The following is a 16,662-nucleotide window of genomic DNA, read 5'->3' on the forward strand; positions in this document are numbered from 1 at the left end:
CCATAAATAATATGGGGTGTCGAGCAACATTCTTTTAGTACGTAATCGTATAGTTCACATCTATCGAACGTATTCCCATTCATGTGCTCGTTTTTTTCATGTTTAACCAGGAGATATTTATGGACATACAGCTGTTTAGTAAAACCCCATCGGTCACGGTGTTTGATAACCGGGGCCTAAGCGTTCGCGATATCGCGTATCGCCGTCATCCTGATACACCTAAAGTGACGGAGGAATGTATCACCTATCATCAATTCGATTTTCGCGGTTTTCTGGCTCAAAGTTTAGATCCAAGACTAAATCATAAAGAGGTTACTAATTTTTCTTATCTAACTGATTTGAATGGAAATATCATATATACGCAAAGCGTTGATGCGGGTAACACGCTAGTTCTGAACGATACTGAAGGAAGATCCGTTATAGCGATGACCAATATTAGCAGAGGGGAGAATGGTAAGGACGACCTCAGTCTGGCCGTCACCCGAACCTTTCAGTATGAAAATGCCCCGTTGCCAGGCCGTCCACTGAGTGTAACCGAGCAGGTGAACGGCGAAAACGCGCGGATTACAGAGCATTTTGTGTATGCGGGCAATACGCCGCAGGAGAAGAATCTGAACCTCGCCGGGCAGTGCGTCAGTTATTATGATGCGGCCGGCCTGATACAGACAGACAGCGTGTCATTAACGGGTAAACCGTTATCGGTTAGCCGTAAGCTGCTGAAAAATTTGGATGATACGAACATCTTGGCCGATTGGCAGGGGAACGATACTTCCGCCTGGAATAGTCTGCTGGCGACAGAAATCTATACTACTGTGACTCGCACGGATGCGGCGGGTGCGGTGCTGACAACCATTGACGCAGTGGGCAATCAGCAACGCGTGGCGTTCGATATTGCGGGCCAACTGTCAGCGAGCTGGCTGACGCTAAAAGGAGGGCAGGAGCAGGTTATCATAAAGGTGTTGACGTACTCTGCCGCTGGACAGAAGCTTCGAGAGGAAGGCGGTAACGGTGTGGTAACCACTTATACTTACGAGGCGGAAACTCAGCGTTTGATCGGTATTAAAACCGAGCGTCCGAACGGCCATGCCGCCGGTGCGAAGGTGCTACAGGATTTACGTTATGAATACGATCCGGTAGGAAATGTTCTCAGCATCACTAATGACGCAGAGGAAACGCGTTTTTGGCGCAATCAAAAAGTGGTGCCTGAAAATGCCTACCGTTACGACAGCTTATATCAATTGGTCAGCGCCAGCGGACGGGAAGTGGCGGGAGCTGGCCAGCAAGGCAGTGATTTACCTTCCCCTCTCGTTCCTCTTCCCTCTGATTCTTCGGTATATACGAACTATACCCGCACTTATACCTATGATTCCGCCGGTAATCTAATGCGCATCAGACACAGTGCGCCCGCGACCAATAATAATTACACCCTAAACATCACCGTGAGTGAGCGTAGCAACCGTGGCGTAATGAGTTCGCTAACGGAAAACCCTGCTGATGTGGATGCGCTCTTTACCGCAAGTGGAAGCCAAAAGTGCCTACAGCAAGGGCAGAGCCTGATTTGGACACCGCGTGGTGAGTTACGCACTGTGCTTTTAGTGGCTCGCGGCGAAACGGCGGATGACAGTGAAAGCTACCGTTATGACGGCAGCAGCCAGCGTATTTTGAAAATCAGTTCGCAGCAAACGAATCACAGTGCGCGGGTGCAACGGGCGCTATATTTGCCGGGGTTGGAATGGCGAACTATGACTGGCGGCGTGGCGGAAGCGGAAAACTTACAGGTTATCTGCATAGGTGAGGCGGGGCGTGCTCAGGTGCGTGTACTACATTGGGAGAGCGGAAAACCAGATGGAATAATCAACGACCAGATACGCTGGAGCTACGATAACCTCACCTGTAGCAGCGGTCTGGAAGTGGATGGCGATGGGCTGGTCATCAGTATGGAAGAATATTATCCCTATGGCGGAACCGCCGTGTGGGCAGCACGGAGTCATATAGAAACGGCATATAAAACAGTCCGATACTCAGGCAAAGAACGGGATGCAACCGGGCTGTATTATTACGGTTTCCGCTACTATCAACCTTGGGCGGGTCGTTGGCTCTCCGCCGATCCTGCGGGTACGGTTGATGGGTTAAATTTGTATAGAATGGTGAGAAATAATCCACTGCGGCTCACCGATCCGGATGGAATGGCTCCATTAGATTGGCTGGATTTGGATACGACTAATGCGTCTAGGGATATTGTTAAGGCCATTTACCAACTAAACCAGATAGACGGGCCTCATAGAGGCGTTAGAGATACTTATCAACGTATGACTGAAAGTACCGGAATGATTTTACAGGAGACCTTAAATAATGAGGCGGTGCTAAAAGGTATAAAACAGAAAGACAAAGAAAAAAAATCAAGAGGAATGAAATTTACCAATTCAAAATTAAAAACCTACGCCGCTCATGCGGGTGTTTTAAATACGCTGCAACCGGATCCGGTTTATAAAGATGGTTTTCTGAATCTTCCCGGAAGCTTGGGTAATAAAAATACCTTTCCCGGTGTGGAACTGATTGAGGATAAAGTGAAACCGTCACTGAGTCAGTATCATCCTGATAAACTAGGTAAAAGTCAAAGATGGAAGCCAGAATCGAGCCTGGGGTATTACCGAGTCGCAGATACAGAAGCATTTATCACTGGCATCCGTAGCCAATATAAATCATCGGGAACAGATCTTCATGCGGTGGTTGAAGGGCGAATTCGGGATCATCTTTTAGCAAATAATAATGTTTTACCTAAAATGGCCGGGATCGCCGGTTTACATGCAGAAGTACAGGCGCTGAATTATATTATTTCTAATCCTGATATTGAAGGTGGAAACGCCGAAAGGCTCAACGGCAGTTATATCTTTACCCAAAGGCTGGTTGGGGATGTGAATCAAGATTTCCCCGCCTGCTATAACTGTTCCGGAATTATATCCGGTCTGGAAAACGTCATGACCGGACGAGTCAACAATGATGTAAGACTAAAGCGTCGAAAGTCATTTTAGACCAGCGCGCAACGTTGAAATAGGACCTGATGTGATAGGCATTATTTTTGTTCAAATCTGAATACGTAAGTTATACCGCTCCCAATATTGGGAGCGTTTAATTTTCGGGTATTATTATTCCCCTAAAAATGTAACGACCGTTGATATTTCTGGCGGCATGAGGGAGGGGGTAAACGTTTTACGAAGTCACCCAAGGTTAAATGGTGTTTTATTTGAACGGCCAGAAGTATTGGCAACGAATAGGATTGGGGGAATTAGGTGATGATTCTTGTTGGGAGTCGCAGCCAGTCTTTTGAATCCAGTCCTGCCGACGATATTTATTTGTGAAAATACATCGTGATAGATTGGCCTAACCAGCAGGTACGGAAAATATTAAAATGTTGCCGTAAGGCAATGCGAGCAGATCCTACAATTATTAATATTGAAGCTGTTATCGGTTAAAATAATGGTTCTAATTTTTGGTGGAGCCAAACCGTCTTGCTATATTAGGTTTTATGATTTTATGATTTTATGATTTTATGATTTTATGATTTTATGATTTTATGATTTTATGATTTTATGATTTTATGGTTTTATGGTTTTATGGTTTTATGGTTTTATGGTTTTATGGTTTTATGGTTTTATGGCCGTATTTCTTATCGCCAGGCGTTACCACGACCAATATTAATGAATTTCGTAAATTTAAGGTGCCTAAAATATGTTCATTAGTTATTTTCATTAAAAATAACTACTACAATTAGAATCTCTCCTCACGGCAAAGTAGAGTTTATTCCCATCACTTCCCCGTAACCTTCAGTTACAACATTTGCGGAAAGTAAATAATTATATACCTCATGTCCATATTGGCCTACAAATTTGTAGAATGAAAAAATCGGATATTCTCAGGTGGTCGTAAAATTGGTGTGGCCGACGTATATTGCCGATTTTTGAAAGTATATTTCGCTTAAAAACGTTAGCTTCTTTCATGTTTATTACGAAGTTCGGGTTTATATTTTGGCAAGACCACCGCTATAAATATCTGTCTATTCATCTCATAATTTTCTTAGCCTTTTTTCAGGTACATATTATGCCTTTATACCCTTTAGTTCCCAATAATCGTCAGGTTTCAATTGAAACACAGTTAATTGCAAATGCCACTACGCCGGAAGAGCGCACCGAGGTTAAAAATCTGTTTGCCCAGATAAAGATGCTGCACAATGTTCCAGAATCGCAGACGGTGGTGTCATCAGGCCGGCCAAGTCTAAAAAATGTCTTGTTGCATGGATTGTTGGCACAAGGCGGTATGCCGTTAACATCCGAGCGGGCCGCTCCTGTGCTGATCGCAGGACACGGAGCTAATCCTATAGCCCAAACGCTGGGGCAGGTTCGAAATTTACAGCGGGAAATCGCAACCACTCCCACTCTTCTAACCGAAGAAACAAAGCTGCGTATGCCACGCTATGCGGTATTTCCACCTAAAACAACGCCTCAACCGCCGGTTCTGGATGACGTCAAAATTGTTAAGATGTTTGATTTTTCCTGTATGAATAACGGCGAAAATCTGACTTTTGCACAAATACTACGTCAAATTGGTAAAACTTTGAGGCAGCCAATTACCATGATGACGGTTGAAAGTAAGAATATAGATAGCTGGAATAAAGGCCAAGGGTGCCCTACGAATCAGGAAATAGAGAAAGCGACCAATATTACCGAGAAGATTGATTCTATTACTTCTCAGCTTTTAACTTTATTGCCCGGTAGCCAGCCTTTGGCTATTGCTCAATATATTGTCGGACCTTTGCTGGAACACGCGGCTAATGATCTTGAAGGAAAGCCTACTTCGCCAGAAGAGGAACTGAATTTATTACAGCAAGTGACTCAGCAAGCCAAATTCAGCATAAGTGCCAGTACGCATAGTGAACAGCAACGCTTATATACCAGGCCAATATCTGAACCGAAACTACCACAGGTAGAGCTGCCAAAGTTCTATCTGAAGAATGGAGTTAACCATATTAAACTGGCGCTCAATGGCAAACTTCATGATGTTCCTCTCGTTGAGCATAAAGGGAAAAGTTTCGCTGTGTTGCCTAAAGGAAAAAATGGCGGAGAACGCCGGCAGCAAGTCTATTTCAGCTACCTTTCGCAGGAGTGGAAAACGACTGGCGATGGTAAATTCATTCGCTTTAGTAAATTAGATCAGCGTGTTGCACATGAACTCTCCCTTCATTCTCGCCATCGCCATAAAACTGCCGACGGCAACGCCAACGTTTACAGCGTACGTAATCCTGTTTCATCTCAGCCTCAACGATTGCAGGCCATTGAACTCTATGGTCGATTGGTGCCTTATCGCTACGATTTGGCCAGTCATGAGCAATTTGTTTACGATGCTAGGCAGCCAGAATCCACGGGTCATAAAGTAGAATATGCGAATCAAGAATGGCACATTAAAGCACCGGTCTCTCTGGACGTGGTGCCTGAAGTGTCTACGGCCATGGGTAAATATGATATTCAACCGCTGCAGTTGAATGAAGCGAAGCTTTCTGCGCCAAACCATTTCGGTATTCAACGTACCCGTAACGGAAAGCAGGTGATTAAGATTGATGGAAAGCATTATTCAATTTCTCAACAAGGAAAGCAGTTGCTACTGGGGCATAGAAATAATATTCCTATCGAGCTGACATCAGGGGAAGGGAGTAAGGTAAAGCTGGCATTGGCGAATACAGGAACGGCGGGTAATAAGGCATTTAATCTGGTAGATCTGCCAATAATTGGTAAATCCTTGAAGGTTCAAATGGCTCGTAAGGTTATTACCAAATCCTTGCCAATTGCTAAAGCTAAAATTGAACTGACTCTTGAAGCCATGGATAAGCCCGAACTCAGAGAACAGGTGAAATTAGCGCAAAAAGCGTATTTTGGCAGAGAGTTTCCGCTTAAACCACAGAATGAAATTATACTACGTAAGACGTTGAGTCATATCAAAAATGATTTAGAGCGTATTAGCCATCGTAATTTCAGTTTCGACAGTCAGGTAGGAGAGACAAATACGGTGGCCGAGTTGTCAAAAGATCAATACCGTCAGTTGGGTAGAAATCCTAATAGCAAAATAATCAATGTAGGTCGCGACGGTTTTCACACCTATTACAAAATGATGGGAAAAAGTAAGCAAGCGGTGGCCGATGTACTCATTCATGAGTTGTCTCACGGTGCGCCAAACTCACTTGATTTTGTGTATATAGGTACTCGGCAGCAGACGAAAGTCGGCAACGTTGATGTGTTCGAACTGATTAATCTCGGAAATAACAATCTCAATAACCCAGATGCGGGTCAGGCACCGCAAAGTGTATATGCAGGAAGCGATCTCAAGGATTTCAATAGTATTAATACTTCGGGTTCAAAAGGTTTGAAGAATGCTGACTCCATTGCACAATATGTTTCCTTTTTGAGTAAAGCAGAACGAAATCCTGACGCTTTTAATCAGGATTATCAGTCTCTGCTAACGGCAGCGGAAAAATCCAATGACTTCCAGCAGCGTGTAGAAGAAAGCGTGCCAGTCAGCCGCAGCCGTCGCGCGGTAGAGTCGATTCATCAGCCGCCGTCTGGTCTTCTGTTAGCTATAGAAAGAGATTCTGGGCGCTATCACCTCTATCGACCACTGTAGTGTTAATCCGAATGGCTAAGGTTATAATGCTGTCATGACTTCTCGCCGGATAATACATCATACTTTCTTGTTTATCCGGCGATGCCAAAAAATAAAGAGCTAAAAGATGACATTATTTATGTGGCAGATAATGAAGATGTATTGCCGATATTCAATAGTAAAAATACCTGCATAGCTTGATAAAGTCGAAAGTTTGAATTTTCGTGAATTAATACGACGAGAAGTCAGAGCTTTGCGGAGTATTTAACCCTATCGTTCGGTCTTTTCATTGTGAAGATTGAAATTAGAATGATTCCAATATAAGAAATAAAAAATGAATGGGAAATAGCAGGATTACTCACTATGGCGAAATTTTATTAGTTGGCTGCCGAAAATACGGCAGCACAATGTTAACTGATTAGATAAGACAAAATAGACATATATTTAATGGTTAGGCCTCTGGCATGGCCGAAGAGTGATGTGTTGATATTTTCCACTCATTGCCGTCCCAGGCATAAGTAAAGGTATAACGTGCTGAAACCGTTGATTTATCGGAAAAGGTAAAGGTATAGGTGCCAGTATCAACGGCTTTATTGCAGCCAATACGTATGGTTCGGCTATCAATTTTGCCAACGGGTTTTTTCTCCAGGAAATGCTCAAAATAATCGATACGTTCTGCGTCTGTCAGGCGTACCTTATTCGAAACCGTGGGCAGTAATACCGCATCGCTTAAGTAATTACCTGCCACTTTCTTAGCATCTCCGGTCTGCAAAGAGTCATTCCATTTATCAAATAACCGTTCAATTTGTACCGATTCAACCTTAGTGCAATTGGGAGCCGTTGTAGCCAAAGCGGAACCAGAAATCAGCAGCAGTGAGCCGAATAAGCCAAGTGATTTTTTCATATTTATTCCTTTCTTCAGTTAGTTTTTCCTCCTGTCAGAAGTAACAGTAATAACCTGAGTAAACAACATGGTTTTAATATAGTTACATTTATTTACTATAATTTAGGTAACTATGTAATTTTATATATTGAAGTGAAATAACATACTGATTAATTTACAGGGTATGAGTAAAAAAACAGGAATAAAAAACCTAATTATTTTTATTTCCGCCCATAAAACTCTATTGACATCGAGTTTTATGGTTCATTATAAATATATTTCTGATTGCCATGCTAGAATTCAATTTGGTTCGGTTAATCAATTGAGTTGCAGATTAATCATCATGATAATTAATGATTATTTTATTTGTTATACTCAGCATTTATAGAATGGAATATATATCTTTATTGGGCAGGCTAATTTGATGAGGGGGGTATTTTAGAATAAGACTTGATTGATTTCTTATATCGCTATCCTGTTTTTGCACTCTCTACAACCGAGTTACCTAGAAATTATGAAAAAAGTCATTATTGCTACTATTTTGATGCTGTTTTCATTCAGTGCATTGGATCAGGATGCGGATGTCAATAATTCAGGCGATGTATTATCTACATCAACAACGGCGGAGATAATCAAGAAAGACTGTTCTGGAAAAACGCTAAAGCCGTGGCCAGTTTTGCTTGACCACGACAAGGGAGACCTATGACGATGACGGAAGCGCTTGTCTAAGCTAAAACTGTGATGATTGATAAGGTGGTGTGGGAGTAGATAAAATAATGCGGTGAGTATCGGGAGCATGGATATTCAAGCTGTTGGGAATTGTTGTCGATTTGTGTATCTTCTTACTTGGTTAACTCGCAGCGTAGTTCAAGGATGATTTATATGAGTTTTAAAAATTTCTCTGTTTTAATGGTGTTGTATTTCAGTTTTATTTTCTCTCTGAACGCTGGTACGAATATCAGCCATGATTGGCACTATGTTCCTCCGGAACCCGCTTCTTCTTTGGCAAAGAGCGATCGATCGTCGCTAGATGAAGCGCTGGATAATCAAAAGAATAGAAAAGCGCTGAAGTGGGAGCTTAAAGAGCGATATCGAACGTATTCCGAGCAGAAAATCGATCGGGTAACAGGAGAAGTGGCAGAGGAAAAACAAGGGATAGTGTTTGAATAAATTTATTGAGATGAGATTGGCTCAAAATTTCACGATGAATTTTATCTTATCTAACTATAAATTATAGGTTTTTTTCTGATCTACGGTGTTTTGGCAACCGTTCGCAAGTTTTTAGCTGTGAATACTATTTACAGAGGGGTTCATGACTTTGAGAGCCTACGATAAGTCTTAAAGTAACCCTTGTTTATTGTACGTATATGTTTTGCCACATATACTGCCTGTCGCTAACCGCCATTAGCTCATTATGGAAGAGCGTACGACCATTTCAGTTGTAGGTTCGGGGTTCGAGACCTCGATGGCGGACCAAATAAATAAGCAAACTGGGTTTAAGTCGATGACGGGTACCCCTGAGATGTCCAGTTTGCTTACTCAGATTGATTTACGGCCTATTTATGGATTATTACCAACGGCTGTTTAAACAGTGCTCCGAATATTCATGCGGTCATCGTATAATGGCTATTACCTCAGCCTTCCAAGCTGATGATGCGGGTTCGATTCCCGCTGACCGCTCCAGCTTTAAATACCACTTCAGCCGTTTAACGGCTCCACGCAATCGAGAAACGGTAGGCCGTTAAACTCTGTTCTGACATCAGAGCGACATCTTCTTTATCACGGTGATAATGATCGACGGCGATATCGCCAGTGGTATTTTCAAATGTTTTTCCGAGAATTCGTACAAATTTATCCCAAACTGAAGCTCCTTTCACATCGAGATTCCAGGCTTCTTCTACCTGATTGGCAGCAGACGCAGAGACCCATAAAAAATGATTTGGAAAAACTTTAGTTTTTTTTCTCCATTATTTTTATACCTTTTGGCTGTCATTTTTAGTATTACAAGAATGGAGGCTAAACTACGTGGGTATGATTAAAATCGTAAATCCGAACACTTTATTTTATGCGCTACTGTGTTCACTTATCTCTCTCGCAAAAAACAACCTGCACAGCCTGTTTTTGATGACGAAGTTTATTTGTTATATAGAGAAAAATAGTATGGGTGAGACGTTAAAGCGGTGCGAAAGTGTTTTTTGCGGGTGTTGTTAAATGCCTTAGGGATCGAATTAACCTTTTGGAGTATAAAGTTGGTGATGTTTTCTCTTCAGAACAAAATGAGCTTTGGCGTGGAATATTTCACGTAATGCCTTGCGTAAGATAATGATGGTTTTAGTGGAAAAAGGGCTGCTTGAAAAACATCATGGTTCCGGTATTTATATAAGAAAAAAATCTTCAGCCCAATGTTAATACGCTAAAAAATTTTTTGAGAATGCTCAGCAGGCGAGTAAAAGTTGTACCAATAAAGTGCTCTAGTTTATGGTGATAAAAGCCAATGCGGATATTGCTTCTCAGCTGAAAGTAAAAACGGGCGAGCAGGTTTATCACGCGATATTAAAACTATCGGCTCCGATCATAATCCGTCAACTGGCTGTGAAAGTGAGCGATCTCCGCTGCTATTTTTCATCATTGAAAATAGGAATGGCTTTCCCATGATCGATTATCTTAATTTTCTCCCTCCATGCCGGTTTTTCTGTTTTTAATCTATTCTCCTCTGTGTTTTTAATCCTGCTTTGATGGCAGGCTTAATCATTTTTAACCTGATTGCACTGATTAAAGGAAAAACAGCTTATTAAATGGGTTTTGTGCACAAATAAAGTGCGACGAGGTACAGGGTTAATCTTTTTTTTGTATTTAAATTACTGATTTTTAAGCTAAATTATAATTGGCATTGTAATTGCTAAAACTATTTCATCTTGTATACCAGATGGGATACCAATCAATGCCTATATTAACTGTAGCGGAATGGGTCAGTTTTTATCATAAACAGCCTGAACGGCTGAACGCGGCGCTTCAGCACATGAGTAAAGAATGGCATAGCGATGATAATGCATGGATTTACTTGGCTAATGAGCAGGAAATTGGTTCGCAGGTCAATCGGCTGTTAAAGGAAATCAATTCCGGTGGAAAAAAGGCCAGTGATTTCCCCTTATTTGGCGTTCCCTTTGCGATAAAAGATAATATCGACGTTGCAGGTATGCCCACCAGCGCTGCTTGTCCCGCTTTTACTTATTTCCCCGAGGAGGACGCCACCGTAGTTACCCGCCTGAAAGCCGCAGGTGCGATAGCGATTGGAAAAACGAACCTCGATCAGTTCGCGACAGGATTGGTGGGAACCCGTTCCCCCTTTGGTACGGTTGCTAACGCTTTTAACGCGGACTATGTGAGCGGTGGTTCCAGTTCAGGCTCTGCCTCGGTGGTAGCTCGCGGTTTGGTCTGTTTTTCGTTAGGTACCGATACTGCTGGCTCTGGGCGTATTCCGGCTGGTTTCAACAATATCGTCGGGTTGAAGCCGACCAAAGGCTGGCTGTCTACGCGTGGTGTCGTCCCGGCCTGTCGGCTGAATGACTGTGTGTCTATTTTTGCTTTAAGCGTCGAAGATGCCTATTGCATTGCCGAACTGGCGGGAGGTTACGATCCGCTGGACGCCTATTCGCGCAGACATCCGCAAACTGCATCCGCTTGTTTCAACCCGATTCCGCGTTTTGCCGTGCCAGATAGACTGGAGTTTTTTGGCGACTTTCAGGCGGCAGTCGCATTTGACCGTTCGTTGACACGTTTAACCGAAATGGGGGCCGAGCTCGTTGCGATTGATTTCTCTGCGTTCCGGGCGTTGGCCGAACAGCTCTATCAAGGTGCCTGGGTAGCGGAGCGCACGCTGGCCGTTGGGGCGATTTTTCATGCGCAACCGGAAACCATGGATCCTCAGGTGCGCGCTATTGTCGCCAATGGCCTTAACTACAGTGCCTGCGATGCCTGGCAGGCGGAATATACTCGTGCGGAGCTGGCGTTACGCATCAATCAACAATTGAGTCACTTTGATGCGCTGGTTGTGCCGACGTCTCCCACCATTCGCACTCTTTCTGAAATAGCCGAACAGCCGGTGCGCTTCAACGCGCAGTTCGGCACTTACACTCATTTCGCTAATCTGGCGGATTTAAGCGCGCTGGCGTTGCCGGGATATTTTCGAGCCGATGGTCTCCCCGCCGGAATCACCTTGATCGCCCCAGCCTGGCAAGATCGGGCGCTGAGTCAGTTTGGCATTCTCTGGCAATCAGCGCTTTCGCAAAAAGTTGGTGCGATAGGGAAAGTGCTGGCCGCGGCTACGCCGCTAGCGGCCAGCTGTCACCATGTTCGCGTAGCGGTAGTGGGGGCGCATCTGCGCGGTCAGCCGCTCAATTCACAATTAACCCGTCGTGCGGCCACTTTTGTTGCAGAAACCCATACCGCCGCAGATTATCGCCTTTATGCCTTAGCCAATACTCAGCCTGCCAAGCCGGGGCTGGTGCGATCCCGTCATGGCCAGCGGATTGCGGTGGAGCTTTGGGATATTCCGCTGGCCCATTTTGGCGAATTTGTGGCGGAGATTCTGCCGCCTCTGGGGATAGGAACCCTTACGCTGGAAGATGGTTCCACGGCGAAGGGATTTATTTGCGAGCCTACGGCATTGAACGATGCCACGGATATCACTGCCTGGGGCGGCTGGAAAGCCTGGTTGGCCCGTGATCACCGAGCCTGAGGAGGCTATATGTTTAATTCGGTTTTAATTGCCAACCGTGGCGAAATAGCCGTTCGCGCGATTCGGACGCTAAAAAATATGGGAATAACCAGCGTGGCGGTGTATTCCGATCCTGATGCTAATGCCCAGCACGTTATTGATGCGGATATTGCCGTGGCGTTGGGTGGGGACAAAGCCAGCGACAGCTATCTGGATATCGACAAAATCCTTGCGGCGGCCAGACAAAGTGGCGCTGAAGCGATTTTCCCCGGATATGGCTTTTTGTCTGAACGTGCCGAGTTTGCTCAGGCCTGCGAAGACGCTGGCATTGTCTTTATCGGCCCCACTGCGGAACACATTGCCAGCTTTGGTTTGAAACATCGTGCTCGCGCCTTGGCCGCTGCGGTCGCCATGCCGATGACGCCCGGAACCTCATTACTCGCAACCCTGCGGGAAGCGCAAAGGGCGGCTGAGGACATCGGATATCCGGTGATGCTAAAAACCACCGCAGGGGGCGGAGGAATCGGGCTGATGCGCTGCGATAACGAGGGGGTTCTGGTAGAGGCGTGGGATAGCGTTAAGCGTATGGGGCAGCAGTTTTTCAGCGACGATGGTGTGTTTATCGAGCGTTTTATCGACCGGGCTCGTCATCTGGAAGTGCAAATTTTTGGCGATGGAAAAGGCAGGGTGGTGGCATTGGGAGAGCGGGATTGCTCGCTCCAGCGACGGAATCAGAAAGTTGTTGAGGAAACTCCGGCACCGAATTTACCGCAGGCTACGCGGGAAGCGTTGTATGCCTCTGCCATTGCCTTGGGGGAATCTGTTAATTATCGCAGCGTAGGAACGGTGGAGTTTATTTACGATGCGGCCAGCGATGCGTTTTATTTTCTGGAAGTGAATACCCGGTTACAGGTAGAACATCCGGTGACAGAAAGCGTCACCGGGCTGGATTTGATTGAATGCATGCTGAAAATCGCGGCGGGCGACGCGCTGGATTGGGAACGCATGGTTCAGCCACCGCGCGGCGCATCCATTGAAGTACGTTTGTATGCCGAAGACGCGCTGAAAAATTTCCAGCCCGCGCCAGGCGTACTGACCGAAGTCTGTTTCCCCGAAAATGTGCGCGTTGATAGCTGGGTTAGCAGCGGAAGTGAAGTCAGCGTGTTCTACGATCCCATGATCGCCAAAATTATTGTCCACGGTCAGGATCGCCATCAGGCGCTGGAGCGGCTGGTAATTGCACTAAATACGACACGCTTGCATGGCATTCCGACCAATCTCGATTACCTGCGGCAGATTATCGGTCTTGCCGAATTTAAGGCTGGCGTGATGTGGACGCGTCTGCTGGATAGCGTGGTGTACCAGGCTCACAGTATCGAAGTGTTGGAACCGGGTACCTGGAGCAGCGTGCAGGACTGTCCGGGGCGGTTGGGTTATTGGGATATCGGCGTACCGCCTTCTGGCCCGATGGATGATTTCGCTTTTCGTCTGGCCAATCGTATCGTCGGGAACCATCCATCATCGGCGGGAATGGAATTTACTCTGCAAGGCCCAACCCTGCGTTTTCATTGTGATGCCACCATCGCCTTGACCGGAGCCGACTGTCCAGCAGCGCTTGATGGTCGTGTCGTTCCCTATTGGCAGCCGCTGATCGTGAAAGCAGGGCAAATCCTGACGCTGGGGCGAGCCACTCGCGGCTGCCGTACTTATCTCGCGGTGCGTTACGGCCTGGATGTACCGGTCTATCTTGGTAGTCGCTCGACGTTTGCTCTGGGGCAGTTTGGTGGTCACGCCGGCCGTACCCTGCGCGTGGCGGACATACTGGCGATATCTCGGCCCGATCTGGCAGCCTGTACCACCCCTGCGCCGATTGCGCTGCCGCAAATACCGGAGCCAGCCCTGATCCCGCAGTACGGCGACTTGTGGGAGATTGGCGTGCTGAACGGGCCTCACGGTGCGCCAGATTTATTCACCGCCGCATCGATGGAAACCTTCTTTGCCAGCGAATGGCTGGTGCATTACAACTCAAATCGTTTAGGGGTGCGGCTGGTGGGGCCTAAGCCCGAATGGGCAAGAGCTGACGGTGGCGAAGCAGGGCTACATCCGTCCAATGTCCATGACTGCCAATATGCCATTGGTTCAGTGAATTTCACCGGTGATTTTCCGGTGATTTTGACTCAGGATGGCCCCAGTCTGGGGGGGTTTGTGTGTCCGGTGACCATTGCTAAAGCCGAACTGTGGAAAGTAGGGCAGGTTAAACCGGGCGACCGAATCCGTTTTCGCAGGGTGACGTTTGAGCAGGCGCAGTCTCTGGCGTCCGCGCAGGACGCGGCGTTGGCTGATTTACAGGCCATGTCGGCACCAGTCTCAACGGGAAAAGTATCACCCATTATTGAACCAATACATACGCGAAGTGCAGCGATACTGGCGGAATTACCGGCACACAATCAATGTCCTGCGGTGATTTATCGTCAGGCGGGCGATAACTACATTTTGATTGAATACGGCGATAACTTGCTAGATTTGGCGATGCGCCTGAGGATTTACCTGCTGATGCAGGCAATTACCCAAAGTGAAATAACGGGTATTGAAGAGTTGTCTCCGGGGGTACGTTCGCTCCAGGTGCGTTACGACAGTCAGCGTTTGACGCAAAGCCAATTAATGGCGCTGTTGCTGGGTTTGGAACAAACGTTGGAAGACGTCACTTCACTAAAAGTACCTTCCCGTATCGTGCATCTGCCTATGGCGTTTGAAGATAGTGCCACTCTGGCGGCCACCGAACGTTATCAACAAACCGTGCGGGCCGAAGCGCCGTGGTTGCCGAATAATGTTGATTTCATTCAACGTATCAATGGGTTATCCAGTCGTGAGAAAGTGAAGCAAATCCTGTTCGCCTCCAGCTATCTGATTCTGGGATTGGGAGATGTGTATCTCGGCGCCCCCTGCGCCGTTCCTCTTGATCCTCGTCATCGTTTACTCAGTTCCAAATATAACCCCGCGCGAACCTGGACGGCGGAAGGCGCCGTCGGTATCGGCGGGATGTATATGTGCATCTATGGCATAGATTCTCCCGGTGGCTATCAATTGGTTGGTCGTACGCTGCCTATCTGGAACAAATTCCTAAAAAATGAGCAATTTGGTGATGAACCCTGGCTGCTGAAATTCTTCGATCAGGTGCGTTTCTATCCGGTAACGGAAGAGGAACTCACCGCGTTTCGCCGCGCTTTTCGCGAGGGGCGAGCGCAGATACAAATTGAAGAGGTTGAATTCGATTTTGCCACTTATAGCCGATTTTTGATGGAAAACGCCGACGACATTGCGGCATTCCGCCAGCGTCAGCAGCAGGCATTCAACGGGGAAGTGGCTCACTGGCAGGCACAGGAAAGCGCAGCGGTCGAAAGCGCCATGTTGGCAGAGGCAGAGATAACCGAAGACCCGGATGGTCATTTGGTTAGCGCCGACCTGAACGGCAATATTTGGAAAATTCTGGTGGAACCGGGGCAATGGGTGAAGCAAGGAGAGCCGTTGATTGTCGTGGAGGCTATGAAGATGGAGCTGATGGTCGTCTCGCCCTACGACGGCACAGTGATGCGAATTCACTGCCAGCAAGGGCGGGCAGTCGAGCCGGGGGATGCGCTGCTGTGGCTGGATATTGCCAGTTGAAGATGCGTGTTATTGCCAAAATCGGAGACTCCAAATGATGTCGAACGCCAGAAATCAGCCACGGCCGGAAGGAATAGCTGAACGGGTTTACCGCTTACTGAAGCAGGAAATCTTCGATTTTCAGCTATTACCCGGCGATCGTTTTAGCGAAAACGAAGTGGCGGTGCGAATGAATGCCAGCCGGACGCCGGTACGTCAGGCGCTGTATGCGTTGGAACAAGAGGGCTACGTGGACGTTCAACCGCGCAGTGGATGGCAAATCAAAGCGGTGGATTTCGATTATCTGGAGGCGCTGTACGACCTGCGAATTGTGCTGGAGCTAGAGGCGGTGAAACGGCTGTGCGCCTTATCGTCGGCCGTTTGCCCGCCGCAGTTACAGCGCTTGACTGAATTCTGGATCGATGACCCACAGATGCCGAAAGGCAAAGATGTGGCGTCTCAGGATGAGGCTTTCCATATGACGCTACTGGATGCGGCGGGAAACCCTGAGATGGCGCGGGTTCATCGGGATATTACCGACAAGATTCGTATTGTGCGACGTCTGGATTTTACTCAGCGCTCGCGCATCAGTGCGACTTACGCCGAGCACGGTCAGATTCTGCTCGCTATTTTAAACCGCCAACTGCAAGAGGCGCAAAATCTGTTACACCGTCACATTACCGTCAGTCAAAAAGAAGTTCGTCAAATCACGCTCCACATGCTGCATCAGGCGCGGCAGGAGAAATTGGGTTAATTAAGGCTCTCAGCAGAC

At 46.7% G+C, this 16,662-nt stretch carries 8 protein-coding genes, 2 tRNA genes and 3 pseudogenes; 11 read left to right on the top strand and 2 right to left on the bottom strand.

The window, feature by feature from the left end; genetic code table 11:
• Positions 1–119: 119 nt before the first annotated feature.
• The 4 genes and pseudogenes from yenC2 to ACQ4OC_RS02015 form a co-directional block, all read left to right on the top strand.
• Positions 120–2,189 (top strand): annotated as a pseudogene (gene yenC2, locus ACQ4OC_RS02000) (insecticidal toxin complex toxin subunit YenC2); the annotation flags it as partial.
• Between the two features lie 462 nt (positions 2,190–2,651).
• A pseudogene (locus tag ACQ4OC_RS02005) lies at positions 2,652–3,032 on the top strand (YwqJ-related putative deaminase); the annotation flags it as partial.
• 336 nt (positions 3,033–3,368) lie between these two features.
• The gene (locus ACQ4OC_RS02010; protein WP_371112906.1) at positions 3,369–3,473 is read left to right on the top strand and encodes a hypothetical protein; all 105 of its coding nucleotides are present in this window, start codon (positions 3,369–3,371) and stop codon (positions 3,471–3,473) included.
• Positions 3,474–3,948: 475 nt separating this feature from the next.
• The gene (locus tag ACQ4OC_RS02015) at positions 3,949–6,669 is read left to right on the top strand and encodes a hypothetical protein (protein WP_430970888.1); all 2,721 of its coding nucleotides are present in this window, start codon (positions 3,949–3,951) and stop codon (positions 6,667–6,669) included.
• A 430-nt stretch (positions 6,670–7,099) separates the two neighbouring features.
• On the opposite strand, the gene ACQ4OC_RS02020 is transcribed toward ACQ4OC_RS02015, so the two are convergent.
• Positions 7,100–7,552, bottom strand: a complete 453-nt coding sequence (locus ACQ4OC_RS02020) for an SgcJ/EcaC family oxidoreductase (RefSeq protein ID WP_064513237.1) — start codon at positions 7,550–7,552, stop codon at positions 7,100–7,102.
• 493 nt (positions 7,553–8,045) lie between these two features.
• Between ACQ4OC_RS02020 and ACQ4OC_RS02025 the strand changes: the two genes are divergently transcribed.
• The 4 genes from ACQ4OC_RS02025 to ACQ4OC_RS02040 all read left to right on the top strand — a co-directional run bounded on the left by ACQ4OC_RS02025 (position 8,046) and on the right by ACQ4OC_RS02040 (position 9,214).
• A complete protein-coding gene (locus ACQ4OC_RS02025) occupies positions 8,046–8,237 on the top strand; it encodes a hypothetical protein (RefSeq protein ID WP_064513239.1) in 192 nt (63 codons plus the stop codon).
• A 176-nt stretch (positions 8,238–8,413) separates the two neighbouring features.
• Positions 8,414–8,701, top strand: a complete 288-nt coding sequence (locus ACQ4OC_RS02030) for a hypothetical protein (RefSeq protein ID WP_064513242.1) — start codon at positions 8,414–8,416, stop codon at positions 8,699–8,701.
• A 228-nt stretch (positions 8,702–8,929) separates the two neighbouring features.
• A tRNA-OTHER gene (locus tag ACQ4OC_RS02035) sits at positions 8,930–9,007 on the top strand.
• A 132-nt stretch (positions 9,008–9,139) separates the two neighbouring features.
• Positions 9,140–9,214 (top strand) — tRNA-Gly (locus ACQ4OC_RS02040).
• Between the two features lie 26 nt (positions 9,215–9,240).
• Here the strand turns inward: ACQ4OC_RS02040 and ACQ4OC_RS02045 are convergent.
• Positions 9,241–9,477, bottom strand: a pseudogene (locus ACQ4OC_RS02045) (family 1 glycosylhydrolase); the annotation flags it as partial.
• A gap of 995 nt (positions 9,478–10,472) precedes the next feature.
• Between ACQ4OC_RS02045 and atzF the strand changes: the two are divergent.
• From atzF to ACQ4OC_RS02060, 3 genes are read left to right on the top strand one after another with little or no spacing between them, the layout of a single operon-like run.
• Positions 10,473–12,269: an allophanate hydrolase gene (gene atzF, locus ACQ4OC_RS02050; protein WP_145933949.1), complete on the top strand. Its 1,797-nt coding sequence runs from the start codon at positions 10,473–10,475 to the stop codon at positions 12,267–12,269.
• Positions 12,270–12,278: 9 nt separating this feature from the next.
• On the top strand, positions 12,279–15,911 hold the full coding sequence (uca, locus tag ACQ4OC_RS02055; RefSeq protein WP_064513245.1) for an urea carboxylase: 3,633 nt from the start codon (positions 12,279–12,281) through the stop codon (positions 15,909–15,911).
• Positions 15,912–15,945: 34 nt separating this feature from the next.
• Positions 15,946–16,644 carry a GntR family transcriptional regulator gene (locus ACQ4OC_RS02060; RefSeq protein ID WP_430970889.1) on the top strand — a complete coding sequence of 233 codons (699 nt, stop codon included), beginning with the start codon at positions 15,946–15,948 and terminating at the stop codon, positions 16,642–16,644.
• Positions 16,645–16,662 lie beyond the last annotated feature (18 nt).

It is taken from the genome of Yersinia sp. J1 (genome assembly GCF_050586585.1).
GTDB classification, from domain to species: Bacteria; Pseudomonadota; Gammaproteobacteria; order Enterobacterales; family Enterobacteriaceae; genus Yersinia; species Yersinia entomophaga.

Coding starts and splice junctions, on each gene's coding strand:
- ACQ4OC_RS02020 (WP_064513237.1), bottom strand. CDS start 7,552: ATGAAAAAATCACTTGGCTTATTCGGCTCACTGCTGCTGATTTCTGGT.
- ACQ4OC_RS02025 (WP_064513239.1), top strand. CDS start 8,046: ATGAAAAAAGTCATTATTGCTACTATTTTGATGCTGTTTTCATTCAGT.
- ACQ4OC_RS02030 (WP_064513242.1), top strand. CDS start 8,414: ATGAGTTTTAAAAATTTCTCTGTTTTAATGGTGTTGTATTTCAGTTTT.
- atzF (WP_145933949.1), top strand. CDS start 10,473: ATGCCTATATTAACTGTAGCGGAATGGGTCAGTTTTTATCATAAACAG.
- uca (WP_064513245.1), top strand. CDS start 12,279: ATGTTTAATTCGGTTTTAATTGCCAACCGTGGCGAAATAGCCGTTCGC.
- ACQ4OC_RS02060 (WP_430970889.1), top strand. CDS start 15,946: ATGATGTCGAACGCCAGAAATCAGCCACGGCCGGAAGGAATAGCTGAA.